General features: G+C 72.0%; 23 protein-coding genes and 2 tRNA genes. 13 read left to right on the top strand and 12 right to left on the bottom strand.

Going from position 1 to position 17,036, the window contains the following annotated elements; all coding sequences use genetic code 11:
* The 4 genes from AB0L25_RS25450 to AB0L25_RS25435 form a co-directional block, all read right to left on the bottom strand.
* A partial coding sequence (locus AB0L25_RS25450; protein WP_500175178.1) for a hypothetical protein occupies nucleotides 1–545 on the bottom strand: 545 nt, incomplete at its 3' end.
* Between the two features lie 53 nt (nucleotides 546–598).
* Nucleotides 599–1,279, bottom strand: coding sequence for a DUF2613 family protein (locus AB0L25_RS25445; RefSeq protein WP_500175177.1), 681 nt, complete (start codon nucleotides 1,277–1,279; stop codon nucleotides 599–601).
* 26 nt (nucleotides 1,280–1,305) lie between these two features.
* Nucleotides 1,306–1,599 (bottom strand): hypothetical protein, encoded by a 294-nt coding sequence (locus AB0L25_RS25440; RefSeq protein ID WP_500175176.1) that lies wholly within the window; start codon nucleotides 1,597–1,599, stop codon nucleotides 1,306–1,308.
* Nucleotides 1,587–1,916 (bottom strand): hypothetical protein, encoded by a 330-nt coding sequence (locus tag AB0L25_RS25435; RefSeq protein WP_500175175.1) that lies wholly within the window; start codon nucleotides 1,914–1,916, stop codon nucleotides 1,587–1,589. Before AB0L25_RS25435 ends, AB0L25_RS25440 begins: the two co-directional genes overlap by 13 nt.
* 338 nt (nucleotides 1,917–2,254) lie before the next feature.
* On the opposite strand from AB0L25_RS25435, the gene AB0L25_RS25430 reads away from it, so the two are divergent.
* The 5 genes from AB0L25_RS25430 (at nucleotide 2,255) to AB0L25_RS25410 (ending at nucleotide 5,985) form a co-directional block, all read left to right on the top strand.
* Entirely contained in the window at nucleotides 2,255–2,518 is a 264-nt protein-coding gene (locus AB0L25_RS25430) for a helix-turn-helix domain-containing protein (RefSeq protein ID WP_500175174.1), read from the top strand.
* A 30-nt stretch (nucleotides 2,519–2,548) separates the two neighbouring features.
* Entirely contained in the window at nucleotides 2,549–3,514 is a 966-nt protein-coding gene (locus AB0L25_RS25425; RefSeq protein ID WP_500175173.1) for a C40 family peptidase, read from the top strand.
* A 159-nt stretch (nucleotides 3,515–3,673) separates the two neighbouring features.
* On the top strand, nucleotides 3,674–3,892 hold the full coding sequence (locus AB0L25_RS25420) for a helix-turn-helix domain-containing protein (protein ID WP_500175172.1): 219 nt from the start codon (nucleotides 3,674–3,676) through the stop codon (nucleotides 3,890–3,892).
* A gap of 142 nt (nucleotides 3,893–4,034) precedes the next feature.
* Nucleotides 4,035–4,343: a sigma factor-like helix-turn-helix DNA-binding protein gene (locus tag AB0L25_RS25415; protein WP_500175171.1), complete on the top strand. Its 309-nt coding sequence runs from the start codon at nucleotides 4,035–4,037 to the stop codon at nucleotides 4,341–4,343.
* A 67-nt stretch (nucleotides 4,344–4,410) separates the two neighbouring features.
* Nucleotides 4,411–5,985 (top strand): tyrosine-type recombinase/integrase, encoded by a 1,575-nt coding sequence (locus AB0L25_RS25410; protein ID WP_500175170.1) that lies wholly within the window; start codon nucleotides 4,411–4,413, stop codon nucleotides 5,983–5,985.
* Between the two features lie 159 nt (nucleotides 5,986–6,144).
* Here AB0L25_RS25410 and AB0L25_RS25405 read toward each other — a convergent pair.
* Together AB0L25_RS25405 and AB0L25_RS25400 are read right to left on the bottom strand one after the other, a co-directional pair.
* Nucleotides 6,145–6,236: transfer RNA gene (locus AB0L25_RS25405), tRNA-Ser, on the bottom strand.
* Between the two features lie 143 nt (nucleotides 6,237–6,379).
* The gene (locus tag AB0L25_RS25400) at nucleotides 6,380–6,811 is read right to left on the bottom strand and encodes a hypothetical protein (RefSeq protein WP_500175169.1); all 432 of its coding nucleotides are present in this window, start codon (nucleotides 6,809–6,811) and stop codon (nucleotides 6,380–6,382) included.
* 182 nt (nucleotides 6,812–6,993) lie between these two features.
* Here AB0L25_RS25400 and AB0L25_RS25395 point away from each other — a divergent pair.
* Nucleotides 6,994–7,066: transfer RNA gene (locus AB0L25_RS25395), tRNA-Arg, on the top strand.
* A 127-nt stretch (nucleotides 7,067–7,193) separates the two neighbouring features.
* On the top strand, nucleotides 7,194–7,346 hold the full coding sequence (locus AB0L25_RS25390; RefSeq protein ID WP_500175168.1) for a hypothetical protein: 153 nt from the start codon (nucleotides 7,194–7,196) through the stop codon (nucleotides 7,344–7,346).
* Between the two features lie 10 nt (nucleotides 7,347–7,356).
* On the opposite strand, the gene AB0L25_RS25385 is transcribed toward AB0L25_RS25390, so the two are convergent.
* Nucleotides 7,357–8,355 carry a Ppx/GppA phosphatase family protein gene (locus AB0L25_RS25385; RefSeq protein ID WP_500175167.1) on the bottom strand — a complete coding sequence of 333 codons (999 nt, stop codon included), beginning with the start codon at nucleotides 8,353–8,355 and terminating at the stop codon, nucleotides 7,357–7,359.
* 474 nt (nucleotides 8,356–8,829) lie between these two features.
* Here AB0L25_RS25385 and AB0L25_RS25380 point away from each other — a divergent pair, with 474 nt between their 5' ends.
* Nucleotides 8,830–9,033: a hypothetical protein gene (locus tag AB0L25_RS25380; protein ID WP_500175166.1), complete on the top strand. Its 204-nt coding sequence runs from the start codon at nucleotides 8,830–8,832 to the stop codon at nucleotides 9,031–9,033.
* 184 nt (nucleotides 9,034–9,217) lie between these two features.
* On the opposite strand, the gene AB0L25_RS25375 is transcribed toward AB0L25_RS25380, so the two are convergent.
* The gene (locus tag AB0L25_RS25375; RefSeq protein WP_500175165.1) at nucleotides 9,218–10,018 is read right to left on the bottom strand and encodes an SAM-dependent methyltransferase; all 801 of its coding nucleotides are present in this window, start codon (nucleotides 10,016–10,018) and stop codon (nucleotides 9,218–9,220) included.
* An 83-nt stretch (nucleotides 10,019–10,101) separates the two neighbouring features.
* Between AB0L25_RS25375 and AB0L25_RS25370 the strand changes: the two genes are divergently transcribed.
* Nucleotides 10,102–10,419, top strand: a complete 318-nt coding sequence (locus tag AB0L25_RS25370) for a TetR family transcriptional regulator C-terminal domain-containing protein (RefSeq protein WP_500175164.1) — start codon at nucleotides 10,102–10,104, stop codon at nucleotides 10,417–10,419.
* Here the strand turns inward: AB0L25_RS25370 and AB0L25_RS25365 are convergent.
* Entirely contained in the window at nucleotides 10,397–11,218 is an 822-nt protein-coding gene (locus tag AB0L25_RS25365) for an SDR family NAD(P)-dependent oxidoreductase (protein ID WP_500175163.1), read from the bottom strand. The two genes, AB0L25_RS25370 and AB0L25_RS25365, sit on opposite strands and share 23 nt — an antisense overlap.
* 115 nt (nucleotides 11,219–11,333) lie before the next feature.
* Between AB0L25_RS25365 and AB0L25_RS25360 the strand changes: the two genes are divergently transcribed.
* The 3 genes from AB0L25_RS25360 to AB0L25_RS25350 all read left to right on the top strand — a co-directional run bounded on the left by AB0L25_RS25360 (nucleotide 11,334) and on the right by AB0L25_RS25350 (nucleotide 13,458).
* Nucleotides 11,334–11,930 carry a TetR/AcrR family transcriptional regulator gene (locus AB0L25_RS25360; RefSeq protein ID WP_500175162.1) on the top strand — a complete coding sequence of 199 codons (597 nt, stop codon included), beginning with the start codon at nucleotides 11,334–11,336 and terminating at the stop codon, nucleotides 11,928–11,930.
* 67 nt (nucleotides 11,931–11,997) lie between these two features.
* On the top strand, nucleotides 11,998–12,897 hold the full coding sequence (locus tag AB0L25_RS25355; RefSeq protein ID WP_500175161.1) for an NmrA family NAD(P)-binding protein: 900 nt from the start codon (nucleotides 11,998–12,000) through the stop codon (nucleotides 12,895–12,897).
* 129 nt (nucleotides 12,898–13,026) lie between these two features.
* Nucleotides 13,027–13,458, top strand: coding sequence for an SPW repeat protein (locus tag AB0L25_RS25350; protein WP_500175160.1), 432 nt, complete (start codon nucleotides 13,027–13,029; stop codon nucleotides 13,456–13,458).
* A gap of 43 nt (nucleotides 13,459–13,501) precedes the next feature.
* Here AB0L25_RS25350 and AB0L25_RS25345 read toward each other — a convergent pair whose 3' ends face one another.
* Complete coding sequence (locus AB0L25_RS25345; protein WP_500175159.1) at nucleotides 13,502–14,533, bottom strand: adenylate/guanylate cyclase domain-containing protein; 1,032 nt, start codon at nucleotides 14,531–14,533, stop codon at nucleotides 13,502–13,504.
* Between the two features lie 86 nt (nucleotides 14,534–14,619).
* Here AB0L25_RS25345 and AB0L25_RS25340 point away from each other — a divergent pair, with 86 nt between their 5' ends.
* Complete coding sequence (locus tag AB0L25_RS25340; protein ID WP_500175158.1) at nucleotides 14,620–15,372, top strand: MerR family transcriptional regulator; 753 nt, start codon at nucleotides 14,620–14,622, stop codon at nucleotides 15,370–15,372.
* An 8-nt stretch (nucleotides 15,373–15,380) separates the two neighbouring features.
* Here the strand turns inward: AB0L25_RS25340 and AB0L25_RS25335 are convergent, their stop codons facing one another.
* Together AB0L25_RS25335 and AB0L25_RS25330 are read right to left on the bottom strand one after the other, a co-directional pair.
* Nucleotides 15,381–16,415, bottom strand: coding sequence for a CU044_5270 family protein (locus tag AB0L25_RS25335; RefSeq protein ID WP_500175157.1), 1,035 nt, complete (start codon nucleotides 16,413–16,415; stop codon nucleotides 15,381–15,383).
* A complete protein-coding gene (locus tag AB0L25_RS25330) occupies nucleotides 16,408–16,998 on the bottom strand; it encodes an RNA polymerase sigma factor (RefSeq protein WP_500175156.1) in 591 nt (196 codons plus the stop codon). The genes AB0L25_RS25335 and AB0L25_RS25330 overlap by 8 nt, the downstream gene beginning before the upstream one ends.
* Between the last annotated feature and the right edge of the window lie 38 nt (nucleotides 16,999–17,036).

The raw sequence follows: 17,036 nt of genomic DNA, 5'->3' as shown, positions 1-17,036 counted from the left end.
GCACCGCGGAACAGCAGCAGGAGAGCCTGGATGATGCCGATGAACATGGCGACCAGGCACAGCACGATCACCAGCGCCGCCGGTGTCCCCGACGGGAACGCCACGATCTTGGCCATCCGCGCGGCGAAGTCGCCCTGCGACGAGGCCGTCAGCGCCCAGTCCGTCCACAGGTCCCCCAGCTGCAGCAGCTGGTTGGGCAGCAGCGTGCCGATCACCGTCACCGTGACCAGGACGACCACGCCCTGCCCGGCGCCGATCAGCGGCGCGGCCTTGCGCGTCAAGGCCATCTTTCCCGCGACGACCAGTAGTGCCGCCAGTGCGACGAAGACGGTCAGCGGCTGGATGAGCGCCTGCAGGAAACCGATCGCCGCTTCCTTCTTCAGGTTCGGTGAGGGGGTCTCGACCCACCAGGAGGCGGTGTTGGAGATCAACCACCCCACCGCCGACTCGAACCCATCGGCGGTGGCCTGCAACATGTCGCCGCCGATCGCGCCCGGAAGGTCGGCCATCGGCGGGGCGAACGGGGAGCCATCGTCGTCGTCCACCGGCCGCACGCAATCCGGCTCGAGCACAGGCGAACACGGATCCAGCGGCGCCATCACCCACCACCCCCGCGCGGGAACCGGACGTACCCGTCAGCGGAGGCAATCGACACGGCAGACCCGCCCCAGCTCCCGCCCGGCGGGGCCACCACACGCCAGTCGCCGTTCTCCCACCGCACCTGCACCCGGATCGCAGCGCGGACGGTGACGTCACTGTCCCCGGGACCGGCCGTCACCAGGTCCAGAGTCGCCGACTGCGGCGAATAGCCCAGCCAGCGGAACCCTTCCAACACCATGTACGCCCGCCCCAGCGCCTCCCCGTAAGGACGGTTGCCGCGATGCCGCTCGTAGGACCGTTGCGTCGCTTCGAGCAGTGCAGCGGTGTCCGGTCCGATCACCTGGTTGCGGATCGTCGGCTCGAACACCCGCGGCCCCCACAGCGCGTGCGCCCGCACCACGATGTGGACGACCGCCAGCAGCGCACCACGCGGTGACCACGCGAACCCGAACGCCGGCCCGTCGCCGGACTCCCGCGGACCGTCGGCGGCGTAGGGCAACAGCACGCCGTGGTAGTCGCGCCACGCGACTCCGGTGAACGAGACGGGCGGCGCGCTCACCAGGACGGCCTGCGGCTCCGGGAGGGCAACACGCTGCGCGACAGGCGTAGCTGACTCGTCCGTGAACTGGACGGCGCCGAGCACCAGCGCACCGCCGACGACCGCGCCTGCCACGGCCATCAGGCCACGTTTCGACATCGGCGGCCTCATGTGAAGAACACCGTGACGATCGGCGCCGCCGCGGCGACGAGGCTGAGACCGCCGAGGACCCACGGGACACCGGTCGCGCCGTCGGCGGCGAACGACGACCGATTCTTACGCCCGATCGCCATCTGCCCACCGCAGATGAACAACCCGGCCAGCCCGCAGATCATCACGCCCCACTTGCCCCAGGCCAAGAGCTCCTGGATCTTCGCGTCCAGCCCCGGCGGCGGCGCCGGAGGCGGATCGGGCACCTCCAGCGCCGGCGGCGGATCGGTCGGCGTCGTCACCGGCGCCACCCCCGCCCACCCGCGACCAAGCCCCGCAGCTCGTTCAACGCCTGCCGTGCCTTGCCCGGCAGTACGACCGCGGCCGGGTCATCGACCAACCGCAGCGCCCGCACATGCGGGACCCGCACCACGCCGCCGACCTGCCACTCCAGCAGCGCGAACCGGGCCGTCGCGTCCCGCGGTTCCGGGCCGCCGTCGCTGACGATCGCCAGCGCCGCCACACCCTGCTCCCACCGGCACAACATGGCGACCGCCGCTGTCGCGTCCTTCGCGGCGGTCGCGGTGTTGCGGGCGGCCAGCACCACCGGGCGTCCCTTCGCCTGCACCGGACACCGGTCCTCCTCTGGCGTTGTCCGGATGGCGCCCATGTCCCACGCTGCAGGCAGCAGAGTCGCCAGCGTTGAGGTCCCGGCGCCACCGTGCGCGCCGACCACCACCACATCTAGGACCCCGACCGCCCGTAGAGGGCCCGTCCCGGCATATCGAAGCCTCAAGGTTGCACACCCCCGACTTGTTGCTTTGAGTTGATGGATGGTTACAGTACGTGGCAGAGTGATGGAGCGCAAACAACGTCAAAGAATGTCTGCACTCGACAAACGTGCTTCTGCAGCATCGACCCGCCACACTGAGAGGCGACCGTGACCCCAAGCCAGGAGCCTGCGCGATGACCGAGAAGCCCGGCCGCGATCCCGACGTACTCACCACCGCCGAACTCGCCGCAAAGCTCGGTCTGTCGCCCCAGACCGTCCGCCGGATGGCCCACGCCGGGCAGATCCCCGCGCTCAAGACCGGCAAGGACTTCCGCTACTCCTGGGAAGCGGTCCGCGAGGTGCTGCGGCAGCCCCACCACCAACCCGGGGGCACCGCCGATGACAACGACAAGGGCGCCCGGCAACGCGCCCGCTCCGGCGCAGATTCAGCCGACTGAACCGCCCGCGACCGATACTCCGGCGGCCTCATGAAGGCCGTCGCCGCCGCCGTCGCCGCGATCTCCCTGCCGCTCGCGCTCGTCCTGCTCCTCACCGAACAGCACGCCAACGGCAACTCGTCCCTGGCCGGCGCGCCCACCGCACTGGCTCGCAGCGACATCCCACCGGCCTACCTGCGGTGGTACATGGACGCCGCGCAAACCTGCCCCGGCCTGGGCTGGAACGTGCTGGCCGCCATCGGCAAAGTCGAAACCGACCACGGCCGCTCCACCCTCCCCGGCGTCCACACCGGCGAGAACCACGCCGGAGCCGGCGGCCCCATGCAATTCCTCGCCGCCACCTGGAACGCCCACGGCGCCGACGGCGACCACGACGGGCGTAAAGACCGTTACAACCCCGCCGACGCCATCCACGGCGCCGCCAACTACCTCTGCCACAACCACGCCAGCAAAGGCGGACGACACCTGCGTCGCGCGATCTGGCACTACAACCACGCCAACTGGTACGTCCGCAAAGTCCTCGACCAAGCCGACCGCTACGCCGACACCACACCCACCGGCACCGGACGCGGCTCCACCGCAGTTCGTGCTGCCCTGCGATGGCTCGGCACCCCCTACTCCTGGGGAGGCGGCGGCCCCTCCGGCCCCACCTACGGCACCGCCCACGGCTCCGACATCAAAGGCTTCGACTGCTCCGGCCTCGCCCAACACGCCTGGGCCCAAGCCGGCATCCGCCTACCCCGCGTCGCCGCCGACCAATACCACGCCGGAACCCACATCCCTCGCCACGCCCTCCAACCCGGCGACCTCGTCTTCTTCGCCACCAACCCCGGCAACCCCGCCACCATCCACCACGTCGGCATCCACATCGGAGGCGGCCGCATGATCCACGCCCCCCAGACCGGCGACGTCGTCCGCATCGCCACCTGGACCGGCAACCCCACCCGCGAACGCCAATACATCGGCGCCACCCGCCCCACTGTCAACTCTCTCTGACCGGAGGCGCACATGCACCGTCCCAGGCACAGGCCCTCGCCACTCTGCGGCTTGCTTCACGCCCTCACCTACGGCGGTGGCCGACAACCATCGCAGCTCCGTCCCCGTCACTGAAAACCAGATGCCTTACGTGCTCATCACCAGCAAGGAGCTCTCCTCATGACTCCCATGAAGCTCGATGACCTCGCATCGCTCCCAACGGTCGTCAGCGTCACCACTGCGGCGAGGGCTCTCGGCCTCTCCCGTGGGTTCGCCTACGAACTCGTTCGCCGCAACGAGTTCCCATGCCGGGTCATCCGCATCGGGGGCTGCTACCGCGTCCCGACGGCTGACCTGCTCTCCGTTCTCGGGGCAGAGCGATTCGGTCAGGGCCACTGAAGGGATGCACCGTCCCCCGCCTCCTGGCCCCGGAGTACTTGGCCGACTCCTGGCGCTCCCAGTGACTGGCCCCTGACGCTGAGGCGCCAGGGGTCAAGCCTGGGCTTGAAACGATCTTTGCGACGGTCTTAACTTTGTGTGAGTGGGTGATGACAGTGTGGAAGATGATGACCAGGCCCCAGAACACCCGCGGGAGCGTCTGGCGCGGCTGGTAAAGCTACTGGCCGATGGCCTCGACGAGCTTGAGGGTCTTGGGCCGGTCCCCCGCGCAGGCGCTACAGAGCGTCTCGCCACGCTTGCCCGTGAGGTCATCGGAGGGCTTGCGGCCGTCCGCCGAGAGGCGTTCCGCGAAGCCCGCGCCGACGGCCTCACGCTCACACAGATCGCCGACGAACTCGGTGTGAGTGTCCAAGCAGTGTCCCAGGTGTTGAGAAAGCGCCCCGAGGATTAGACCAACCGTCCACTGGCGCGGTTCTCGGCTCCTGGCGAGGCGTTTGGGCCCTTTCGAAGGAGGAGTCTTGCGAGGTACGACATTCAAGCGCTGCGGCTGCCGCAACCCGGAGACGGGCAAGAAGTTCGCGCTGGGGGCATGTCCCCAGCTTGCCAAGCGGAATCACGGATATTGGTGGGCTCGTTATGACGCTCCTCCAGGAGCGGACGGCCGCCGAAGACAGCCCTACATCGGCCCCTACACGACCCAGAAAGCCGCTCAAGCCGCTCTGGTAGAAGCGCTGGCCACGACCGAACGACTCGGCCAACCGATCGACCGGACCCTGAAGGTGGGGACTTACCTGGAGAAGATCTGGCTGCCTGGAAAGCAACGTCTGGCCAGGTCGACCTACGCGGACTACGAGGAGATCGTCCGCCTCTACCTCGTGCCCGGACTCGGGCATCTCAAGCTGGTAGAGCTGCGCGACAAGCACGCGCGCGACCTTTACGACGCCATCCTCCAGATCAACAGGCCGCTCCCCGACTCAGAGAAGCCGAGCGACCTGCTTCAGCGGTTGCTGGAAGTCCGAGCGCTCTCGCCACGGAAGACCTTCCCCGGTGAAGCGGCGGCCCGCAAGCAGAAGCAGCCGATCTCGCCCGCGAGGGTGAGGAAGATCCACGCAGTGTTGTCTTCGGCACTGAACTCTGCGGTGAAGTCGAAGCGACTCGGGCACAACCCGATCGAGCACGTGGAGCTGCCGCGGATCAAGGGCAGGCGCGTCAAGCCGTACGTCTGGACCACGGAGCGCGTCGAACGCTGGCAGGAGACCGGCAAAGCACCGGGACCGGTGATGGTCTGGACGCCCGCGCAGACAGGCGCGTTCCTCGATTTCGCGTCCGACGAGCGCCTGTACGCCCTCTACCACCTGGTGGCCTTCCGCGGTCTTCGGCGAGCCGAAGTCGCGGGCCTGGCCTGGCAGGACACCGATCTCACGGGGGCGGGGACCATCACGATCAGGGAGACACTGCCGGACGAGGACGACGAGTACGACGACACCAAATCCGAAGCGGGGGAACGGACGGTCGCGCTGGACGCGACGACCATCTCGGTACTGCTCGCGTGGCGGGAACGGCAGGAACAGGAACGGCGCACCGCCGGGGCCGACCTCTGGGTCGACTCAGGCCGAGTGTTCACCCGGGAAGACGGCAGTCCGCTCCGCCCGCAGTGGATCTCAACACGGTTCGACGACCTGGTACAGAAATACGGGCGGGTTCGCCGGAGGCATACGGAGGAGGGCTGGACGCCCGACCGGATTGCCCGGCGGCACCGTGTCAGCGAAAGCGCGGTGCGAGGGGCTATCAAGGGAGTCCCGCTGCCCCCGATCCGCTTCCACGACCTGCGACACGGCGCCGCAACGCTGGCGCTCCTTGGCAAGGTCGATATGAAGGTGATCAGCGAGACGTTGGGACACTCGCGCCATTCGTTCACCGCCGACACTTACACGTCCGTCCTGCCGGAGGTGTCGAGAGCCGCCGCTGAAGCAGTCGCGGCCGTCGTTCCTCGGAGACCAGGAGATGAGGCGGACGAGCCGGCGCCCGTCGCCGCACCGAACGTGATCTCGTTCGCGGAGCGACGCAAGAGGCGCACCGAACACGCAGGGTAGTCGTTCTCAAGATCCGCTTCGGGGCTCCGGCGTGGGCACGACGGCACCGCTGCGACATCTCGTGCTATCCACGTGCCATCCAGTGCCCCTAAAACGGACATCTGGAACGCGACAGGGGCTTCGCCGATGATCTTGCTTTCGGCGAAGCCCCTGGTCAGGTGGCGGAGGATCGGGGATTTGAACCCCGGATGGGCGTGAACCCAAACCGCATTAGCAGTGCGGCGCCATAGACCGGACTAGGCGAATCCTCCAGTGGCCCTCGGGCACAGGACAGGCTACCGGTTCGGCGTGCCGACCGGCAAAGCCTGAGCCCGGGTCACTGAAAGCATAGCCCGGAACCTCCGCGCGCGGGGACGATCCGCTCCCGGGGCCGCGGGAGCGGAGGTCGTCACCGTCAGCCGCCCAGGCGGAAGCCCGAGTAGCCGCAGGCCTCCCCGAGCTCCTGGCCGTGCTGCTGCATCTGGCTGATGTTCGGCGCGCCGCCCGAGAGGTTGCCCGAGGACAGCTCCTTGAGGCTCTTGGCGACCGTCTCCAGGTCCGTGGCGAAGGCGGAGGCGGCGGTCTGGACGTCGCCGCCCGCGTTCTCGCCCTCGCTGCGGATCGTGGACGCGGCGTCCATCCACTCGTTGGCGGTCTGCTCCGTGCCGCCGCCGGTGAAGGACGGGCTGCTGGACGCGATGCCGCGCAGCTCCGTCTCGATGTTCTTGCACGCCTCGTCCTTGGCGCCGCCGCCGGCGACATCGGCCAGGGGGCCGCAGGCGGTGGAGGCGAACAGGGCGCCACCGACGGCGAGGACGCCGACCAGCTTGGTGGCAGACATGCGCATGTTTACTCCTTCTAGGGGGGTTTGAGCTTCGGACGAGGGTAGACCTCGCAGGTCACTTCCGTCTCGATTACAGGTTCGGCGCCTCACCGCCACGAACGGTTCCGTGACCCGCGTCACGTCCGGCGTCCCGCCGAACCGATTCGCGGAGCACCCCGGGAACCCGGTACAGTAATCAGCGGCAGGCACCCGTAGCTCAATGGATAGAGCATCTGACTACGGATCAGAAGGTTTGGGGTTCGAATCCCTACGGGTGCGCAGCAGGTGAGAGGCCCCTTCCGGTGACGGGAGGGGCCTCTTTGCGTTGGGTGGGGGTTTTGCGGCTTGTTGGGCGATGGGTGGGGGGTTGGGGGGTAGTGGGGGGCTGGCGGTGCTAGGAGGAGAGATGACTGAGCAGCGGCCGGAGACGGTGGGGGACGAGCGCGACGAGGCGGCGGACCGTCCGGTGGAGGGGACGTCGATGGACGAGCCGGCTCCCGCGCCCGAGGGGCTGCGCGGCGGACGGCTCGAGGACCTCAGCCCGGACGACTTCGAGTAGCCGGACGTCCTCAGAGTGCGGGCACCGCGCGGAGGGGGCGTGCGCGGGGGTTCGTCCAGGTGAGGGGCGCGAGGTCGGTGCCGGGGGCGCCGCGCAGGGCCTGCAGGCGGTGGAGGACGATGCCTTCGCGGACGGCCCACGGGCAGATCCGGATGCGCGGGAGGTCGAGGACGGTCATCGTGGCCTCGGCGGTGATCGCGCCGGCGAGGATCTGACGGGCCCGGGGCCGCGACACTCCCGGCAGTGCGGCGCGTTCGGCGGTGCTGGCGGCGGCCAGGACGGGGATCTGGGCCCGTAGGCGTTTGCGTTTCAGTTCGCGTTTGACGTACGGGCCCGCGTTGCGGCGGGGGGCTCCGGTGAGGCGTGCCAGCTGGGTGAAGGTCCTGGACGTGCCGACGGCGAGGGCGTTCGCGGGGTGGAGGTCGGCGGTGGCTTCGAGGAGTTGCTCGCGGACGTGGCGGCGCAGGCGGCGCACGTGTTTGCGGGACGGGGGGTCGCCCGGGAGGTGCTCGCGGGTCAGGCGGCCCGCGCCGAGGGGGAGGGAGAGCGCCACCTCGGGGGTGTCGCCGTCGCCGTGGGCGATTTCGAGGGATCCGCCCCCGATGTCGGCCACCAGGAGGGGGCCGGCGGACCATCCGTACCAGGCGCGGGCCGCGGCGAACACGAGGCGGGCCTCGTCGGGGCCGGAGAGGGAGCCGAGGTGCAGGCCGGTCGCCGCGGCGACGCGTGCGACGATCTGGTCGCGGTTGGCGGCGTCCCGCACCGCCGAGGTCGCGAACGCGATGAGTTCGTCGACATCGTGGGCGGTGGCCGCGCGGACCGAGCTCGCGACGGCCCGCAGCAGCCGTCCGATCGCCTCGGGGCGTAGGACCCCGTCGCGGTCGATCGACTCGGCCAGCCGTGTCGGATGCTTGACCGTCGCGACCGTCCGCGGAGCGTCGCCCGGGTCAAGGTCCACCACTTTGAGATGCGCGGAGTTGGACCCCACGTCGAGAACACCGATCCGCATAGCCGCGCTTTACCCGGTCTTGGCGTCTCCATCCCCGTGGGTGCGGTTGTTGACCTTGTCGTGACGTCAGCGTTTCTACTGGACGTCGGATGAGGGAGGTGCTCGAGATGGTGAAGCTGCCGTTGGACCGGCCGGATCCGTTGCGGCCGCCGCCGCCGACGCGGGGTTCGAGTCCGTGACCGAGGTCTCGGCTCCCGAGGGGCGCGCGTGGCTGGTCACGTCGTACGAGGCCGTCGTGTCCGTGCTGACTGACGCGCGGTTCGGGATGACGCCGGGGGGCGAGGCCCTGTTCCAGGACGGTGCGGCGCACGCGCGGCTGCGGCGGCTCGTGGCGCGGGCGTTCACCCCGCGGCGATCGGGGGGCTGCGGGCGCACATCGAGGGGATCGCGGACGAGCGGGTCGCGGCGTTCGCGGACGCGGGGGCGCCCGGGGACCTGGTGGCGGGGCTCGCGGGACCGGTGGCGACGCGGGTGATGAGCACTCTGATCGGGGTGCGCGACGCGCGGGACGGGCGGCTGTCGGACGGTGAGCTGGTGGGCGTGGCGTCGACGATCGTGGCGGCGGGGCATCAGACGGCGCGGAACGCGATCGCGGCGGGGGCGCTGCTCCTGATGGCGGAGGGGCGGCCGGCGGGGCCGGTGCCGGACGGGGTGTGCTGCGGCGGCTGGCGGGGGTGATCGCGGAGCCGTTCCCGCGCTGGGCGCGGGAGCGGGTGGAGGTCGCTGGCGCGGATCGAGGTGACGGCGGTGCTGCGGGCGCTGGCGCGGCGGTTGCCGGGTCTGCGGGTGGAGGGGGAGGTGGTGTGGGTGCGCGGGTACGCCGACGCGGGGCCGGCGTCGGTGCCCGTCGTGTGGTGACGGGTCAGGGTTTGCGGGCGATGCCCGCCATGCCGAGTTGTTCGCCGGGGGCGAGGTCGTCGGGGTCGACGGGCGTGTCGGGGCGCCAGAGGGCGGTGTAGGTGACGCCGGGTTCGACGAGTTCGAAGTCGCCGAAGTGGTGTTCGATCTCGGCGGGGGTGCGGGCCCAGCCCTCCTCGAGGTTCTCGCGGGTGATGCGGGCGAGTTCCTGCTGCTGCGGGAGGCCGGTGTCGACGAGGGACGTGATGAACAGGTGGCTGCCGGGGGCGAGGACGTCGCGGTAGGCGGCGACGACGTCGTCGGCGACGTCGGGCGACAGGTAGTGCAGCATCCCGACGAGCATGACGACCGCGGGGCGGGAGAAGTCGAGGAGGTCGGCCACCGCGGGGTCGGCGAGGACGGCGGCGGGGTCGCGGACGTCGCCGACGGTGACGCGGGTGCCGCCGTTCTCGGCGAGGAGCGCGCGGCCGTGGACGGCCACGAGGGGGTCGATGTCGACGTAGGCGACGCGGGCGTCCGGGTTCTCGCGCTGGGCGACCTGGTGGGTGTTCTCCATGGTGGGGAGGCCGCTGCCGAGGTCGAGGAACTGGTCCATGCCGGCTTCGCCCGCGAGGTACCGGACGCCGCGGGCGAGGACCTTGCGATTCTCCACGGCCGACTCGCGGAGTCCGGGGATGTGCTGGATCGCGTGGTCGGCGAGGGCCCGGTCGGCGGCGAAGTTGTCCTTGCCGCCGAGCAGCGCGTCGTAGGCGCGGGCGATGGTGGGCTTGTCGAAGTCGAGTTCCGCCGGCGGCTGATCGGTCATTTGCCTCGCCCGTCCTGGATTCTCCGATTAGCCGATCATCTTAGGCGCGCTCGTCCGTCCGGTGCGGGCGGACGGCGCGGACGGTGCGGAGGATCGCGGTCGCGGTGCCCGCGGCCCGGCGGCGGACGGCGTGTCGCCGGTTCTCCGCCCATGTAGCCGAGACGGCCCGGGCGCTGCGGGAGGACGCGGCGCGGGCCGTCCGCAACGGGGAGGTCGATCCGGGGCTGGACCCGTGGCCCGCGGCGGTGCGCCTGACGGCGGTCACCGAGGGGCTGGCCATGCAGGTCTACCGCGCCCCGGACGTCTCCGCCGGGCTGACCGCGTCGATCGTCCGGGACGAGCTGGCCGCCGTGTTCACCGGGGAGTGCCGGCAGTACGTCAGCCGGGGGCCAGCCGGCTGAGCTCCTCCCACTCCCGGTACAGCTCGGTGCGGGCCCGGTCGAGCTCCTGGACCTGGTCGAACGACCGGCCGCCGACGATCAGCCGGCGCGGCGGGTCGGGGAGTTCGGCGAGCCGCATGATCACGGGGGCGGCGGTGCTCGGGTCGGGCCCTGCGTCGTCGCCCCACATCTCTTCGAGTTCCGCGCGCAGGGACGCGTACGCCGGATCGGGCTCGGTCATCGTCATGCCCTTCGTGAACAGCCCGGTGTCGTAGCCGCCCATCTGGACGGCCGTGACGTGGACGCCGAAGCGTTCGACCTCCATCGCGAGGGCCTCGGCGAGCGAGTCGAGGGCGGCCTTGCCGGCGCCGTAGAAGCCGACGGACGCCATGCCGCCGCTCGTCCCCATCGAGGTGACCTGGAGGATGCGGCCGGATCCCTGGGCGCGCAGGTGCGGGACGACGGCCTGCGACACCCAGACGGCGCCGAAGAAGTTGACGTCGAGGTGGGCCCGGACCTGCTCCTCCGTGGCCTCCTCCACCATCCCGTACAGGATCCCGCCGGCGTTGTTGACGACGACGTCGAGGCGCCCGAGGGCCGCCTTCGCCTCGTCGACCGCACGGAACACGGCCGCGCGGTCGGCGACGTCCAGGGCGATGGGCACCAGGCGGTCCGGGTGCCGCGCGGCGAGGTCGGCGAGGGGCGCGACGTCCCGGGCGGCGGCCGCGACGCGGTCGCCGGCGGCGAGGGCGGCCTCGGTGAACGCGCGGCCGAGGCCGCGGGTCGCGCCGGTGATGAACCATGCTCGGGCGGTCGTCATGAGAGCCTCCTGGTTAGACGAGACGGTTCGTCTCGGTGGTGCGCCCAGTATGCGCACAGGGCCCGGCGGACGTCAAGACGGACCGTCTCGTCTCGTCTCGTGCTAGCCTGCGCCCATGACCAGCGACACGAAGCCGAACCGGAGCCGCCGCAGCGAGAAGTCGCGGCGGGCGATCCTGGACGCCACCCGCGCCCTGATCTCCGAGGTCGGGTACGCGAAGACGTCGATCGAGGCGATCGCCGCGCGCGCGGGCGTCGGCAAGCAGACGATCTACCGCTGGTGGCCGTCCAAGGGCGCGGTGATCTTCGACTCGTTCCTCGCGCTCAGCGAGGAGGCCGAGGGCGGGATGGCGCTGCCGGACACCGGCGACCTGGAGGCCGACCTCAAGCTCGTCCTGCGCGCGACCGCCGCCGAGTTCGCCGACCCGGAGTTCGCGGCGCCGATCCGCGCGCTCGGCACCGAGATCATCAACGATCCCGAGCTGGCCGCGCAGTACCGCGAGAAGCTCGCCGGGCCGGTGGACGAGGCGAAGAAGGCGCGGCTGCGCAGCGGGCAGGAGGCCGGCCAGCTCGCGGCGGACGCCGACCTCGACCTGGTCCTCGAGATGCTCTACGCCCCTCTCTCGCAGCGCTGGCTGTACCGGTCCGGGCCGCTGACCCCGGAGTACGCGGACGCCCTCGTGGAAGCAACCCTGCGCGCGTTCCGTCCCTGAAAGAGGCCAGATCCCGACCTCCTTCGTCCGTACGGTGGGCGCGAGCCGAACCGAAGGGGGAACCTCGATGACCACCGACGCCAAGGAGATCGCCGTCACCACCCCGACCGGGCGGGTCGGGTCGCGCGTCGTCCGGCTGCTGCTGCAGGCGGGCGTCCGGCCGCGGGTCCTCGTCCGCGACCCGGGACGCCTGGACGGCGCGACCCGCGAGCGCGTCGACGTCCGGCGGGGCGACCTGACGGACGCCGCGTTCGTCCGGAAGGCGGCCGCCGGGGCCCGCACGGTGTTCTGGGTCGACCCGACCCCGCACACGTCGCCCGACCCGATCGAGACGTCCGCGCGTACGGCGTCCGGGCTGGTGGACGCCGTCCGCGCGGGCGACGTCGCGCGGGTGGTGCTGCTGAGCAGCGTCGGCGCGGAACTGCGGCACGGCGCGGGCCACATCGACGGCCTCGCCCGGATCGAGGAGGCGCTCGACGCCACCGGCGCCGACGTCCTGCACCTGCGCTGCGCCTACTTCTTCACCAACCTCCTGCAGGACCTGGACGGCCTCGCGCGCGGCGAGCTCACGACGGCGTTCGACCCGGACGAGCCGATGCCGTGGGTCGACCCGCGCGACATCGGCGACGTCGCCGCCGCGCGGCTGCTCAACGACGCCTGGCGGGGCCGCACGGTGCAGGCCGTCCACGGGCCCGAGGACCTCTCGTTCGCGCAGGTCGCCGAGGTGCTGTCCGGGGTGCTCGGCCGCCGCGTGCGGCTCGCGGCCGTCCGGGACGACGACGTCCGCGCGGCGCTCGGGGCGGCGGGCCTGCACCCGACGGCCGTCGAGGGGATCGTCGGGATGGCCGCGGGCACCCGCGGCCTCGCGCCCGAGCAGCCGCGCGACGTGGTCACCACGACCCCGACGACCCTCGCCGCCTGGGCGTACACGACCCTGCGCCCGCTGGTCGCGGCGGCGGCCGGCTGACGCGCGCGTCCGTCCGGACGGAGGTTCTATGTCAAGAAATGGGCGAATCTTCCCTTTTATGGGGGAGTGAAGGTCGGCGGGACGGAAACAGGGAGTCCGCGACCCTTGCGAGCGGAAAGGAGAGGGACAATGACCACTCGGTCGACGAGCGGCATCGAGCACCATCCCGACATCGTCGAGATGCGCGCCCGGTACGAGGCCGCGTCCGCCACGCCCGCCGCTCAGGGGACGGACGGACTGATCGTCCTGACCGGCCTGTTCCTGGCCGCGTCGCCGTGGATCGTCGGGTTCGCGGGCTTCACGAACCTGGCGGTCAACAACCTCATCACCGGGATCGCGCTGGCGCTGCTCGCCGCGGGCTTCGCCGCCAACTTCGCGCGGACGCACGGCATGGCCTGGGTGGTTCCGGTGCTCGGCGTCTGGACGATCGTCGCCCCGTGGGTGATCAGCGGGGACCAGGCGACGACGCGCACGATCTGGACGAACGTCGTCACCGGCGCCCTCGCGGTGTGCCTGGGCCTCGCGGCCATGGGCGTCGCGATGATGCGCAGGCGCGGCTGACGCGGGAACGCGGACCGGACCGGGCCGGGGCCTCCGGCCCGGTTCAGCCCGTCCGGGGCCGGCGCAGCAGGCGGGGACGGACGCGCCCGAGGCCCTGCAGCGGCCGGGGGCGCAGCGCCGACACGTCGAACCGGGACGCGTCGAGCGCCTCGGCCAGCCCCCCGTCGACGAGCACCGCGCCCGGGTAGGCGGTCGCGGTGAGGCGCGCGGCGAGGTTGACGGGCGTGCCGAACACGTCGCCGAGCCGCTGGACGACCTCCCCGTACGCCATCCCGACCCGGACGTCCGGGAAGCCCGGTTCGGCCGCGAACCGCTCGGCCAGCCGCAGCCCCGCCTCGGCGGCCGCGGCCGGCTCGGCGACGACGAACAGGACCTCGTCGCCGAGCGTCTTCACGACCCGGCCACCCGCCTCCGCGACGACCTCGGTCGCCGCCGACTCGAACCGTTCGACGAACGCCGCCAGCTCGTCGGCGTTCAGCCTCCGGCTCAGCCGGGTGAACGACACGACGTCGGCGAACCCGACCGCGAGGTGCGCGAGGCCCGCCGCGGGGTCGGTGCGGGCGGCGGCGGTCCCCGCGGCGGCGCGCAGCCCGGCGGCGGCGAGCTGCCGCCGCCAGCCGTGCAGCAGCAGCCGCTCGAACGCGGGACGCAGCTCCTCGGTCGACCCGAGCGCCGTGACGACGAGGTCGGTCGTGACCGGTTCGTCCGGCGGCAGGAGCGCGCTCAGCCGCAGCAGCCACACGTCCCCGAGCCAGCTCGCGAGCCGCCCCATCGTCTGCCCGACGGCCCGGACGAGCTGCAGCACCATCTCCTCGTCGACGAGGTCGCCGTCGAGGAGGTCGCGGATCTCGCGGAGCGCCGCCACGTCCCCGTCGGTGAACGCGACCTCGTCGTCCTTCGGGGTGGGGAAGCCGAGCGCCTGCCAGATCCGCACCGCGAGGTCGCCGGACAGCCCCGCGGCGTCCTCGACCTCGCGGCGGGTGAGGTGCAGCGGACCGCCGAGGAGCGTCTCCTCGATGTCGTCCGGCACCCGGTCGTCCGGCACGCGGGGTTCCGGCACGCGGGGTTCCGCCATCGGCGCCACCTTGTCATCGTTCGATGTCACAGATACTGGCGGAGTAAGATCACGCCGGTCAAGGCGGACGACACCGGCGGGTGGGGATGGCCGAGTACCGAATCGACGAGCTGGCGCGGATCGGCGGGAGCACCGTCCGCAACATCCGGGCCTACCAGGACCGGGGCCTGCTGCCGCCGCCGCGCCTGCAGGGCCGGGTCGGCCTCTACGACGACACCCATCTCGCCCGGCTCCGGCTGATCGGCAAGCTGCTCGCCCGCGGGTACACCCTCGCGATCATCAAGGAGCTGCTGGCCGCCTGGCAGACCGGCAAGGACGTCGGCGAGGTCCTCGGGCTGGAGAAGGTGCTCACCGACCCGTGGTCGGACGAGCTGCCCGGCACCGCCACCGACGCCGAACTCGTCGAGCTCTTCGGCGCCGGCCTCGACGACGACGAGGTCGCCCGGTTCCGGCAGCGGACGATCGAGCTCGGCCTCATCGAACCCGAGGGCGACGCCTACCGCGTGCCGAGCCCGCGGCTCCTGCACGTCGGCGCCGAGCTCGTCGCCGCCGGGATCCCGCTGGACGCCGTCCTCGACATCGCCGCGCAGATCCGGGACGACTGCGAGGTCATCGCGGGCCGGTTCGTCGGGCTCGTCGAGGAGCACGTGTTCGACCGGCTCGACCGGCCCGGGCCGGTCGGCGAGGACGTCGCCGAGGTCGCGGCGGTCGTGCGGCGGATGCGCCCGCTGGTGAAGATGGTCGTGGACCCGTTCATCGCGCGGGCGATGGAGGCGCGCGTCCAGGAGGCGCTCGGCGACCGGCTGGAGACCGTCCGAAACCAGCCCACCCAGAGCTGACCGCGCGGTCATCGCACCGGGGGCGGCGCGTCGGCGACCCGCACGCCGAGCTGGGCGGTGGCGGTCAGGACGCTGCCGACCGGCGCCTGCGCGCGCGACGCGTCGGTGACGACCCCGCGTTCGCCCAGGTAGTCGTAGGTGTCGGGGTCGAAGACGTACTCGGTGCGGATGCCGGTGCCCGGCACGTCCAGCGCGACCGCGACGCCCGTCCGGCCGGCGGCGTCCACGGCCCGCCCGACCGTCGTGACGCCGGGGATCGCGGCGGCGGCGCGGAACAGGGCGGCCCGCTGCGCGGCGGGCAGGTACGCCTCGGTGAGCATCCCGCCGAGGTTCTGCCACGCCTGCGCGTCGGCCTCCGGGCCCGTCCCGAGCCCGGTGTAGAGGTGCGCGTACATGCCCTCCGCCGTGGTGGGGAGCTTGCTGAGGTAGGCGTAGTCGGTGCGCAGCCACTCGGCCCGGCCGTCGAAGTCGGCGGCCTTCTCGGTGCTGGTCTCCCCGACGCCCCGGCGCGCCTCCTCCGGAATCGGCCGGCCGGGCCACTGCTTCGGCGGCAGGACCGTGGTCCGCAGGACGGCCCGGGTCGAGTCGCCCTCGTAGGGCCGCCACATGGTCCGCTCCACCTGGTACAGGTACTTGACCTGCCCGTCGGCGCCGTTCACCTCTGCGGTGTTCATCATCCGCGACTCGATCACGAGGTACTGACCGGGCTTCGGGTGCAGTTCGGGCGCCTCGCCCGCCCGGTCCGCCGCCTGCTGCAGGACCCGGACGTGCGCCACCGGCATCGTCCGGACGATCGGGCCCGGCGCGCCGGGCGCGGGGTCGTCCACCGCCACGGCCACGGTTGCGACGGCGACCGCCGCACCGGCGGCGAGCGCCCCGGCGAGGGCCATCCGTCCGCGAAACCGGAACCGGCGGCGGGCTCCCCCGGCGGCCGGGTCCGCCGCCCCGGCGACGGCCGCCCGGAGCCGCGCCTCCTCGGCGTCCAGTCCGGGCGATTCGGGAACCTCGGAACGGAACTCCCGGAGTCGATCGATCTCAGTCATGGACGGGCTCCTCGTGCACGATCGCGGGACGGGCTGATCCATCGGGTTCGCCGAGTTCGGCGCGCAGCCTGCGCCGCGCCCGGTTGATGCGGGACCGGACCGTCCCGAGCCGGACGCCCAGGGCCTCGGCGACCTGGACGTACGACAGGCCGCCCCACGCGAACAGCAGCAGGGCGTCGCGGTGCCCCTGCGGCATCGCGGCGAGCGCGGCGGCGATCCGCGGGCCGTCGGCCTGCGCGCTGACGCGCTCGTCGCTGCGGTCGGTGAACGGCTCGGCGACCGGGTCCGCGCCGGTGCGGCGCAGCACCCGCAACTGCCGCACCTCGGTGCGGACGTGGCGTCCCATCAGGTTCGTCGCGATCCCGAACAGCCAGGGGCGCGCGTCGGGCCGGCCGAGGTCGTAGCGGTGCCGCTGGCGGAACGCGGCGAGGAACGTCTCGGCGACGACGTCCTCGGCGGTGTCGGCGCCGAGCCGCCGGGTCACGTAGCGCTTCAGGCCGGGCGCGTGCCGCCGGAAGATCTCGGCGAACGCCTCGGGCTCGTCCCGGGAACGCCCGATATGGGACGCATCATCACCGTCCATGCTCATAGGGGACCTCTCGTCGCTGCGATCGGACACCC

Origin of the sequence: Spirillospora sp. NPDC052242 (assembly GCF_040679555.1) — a bacterium.
Taxonomy (GTDB): Bacteria; Actinomycetota; Actinomycetes; order Streptosporangiales; family Streptosporangiaceae; genus Spirillospora.
The sequence above is the reverse complement of the archived record's forward strand: the minus strand, read 5'-3'. Positions and strand labels throughout refer to the sequence as shown.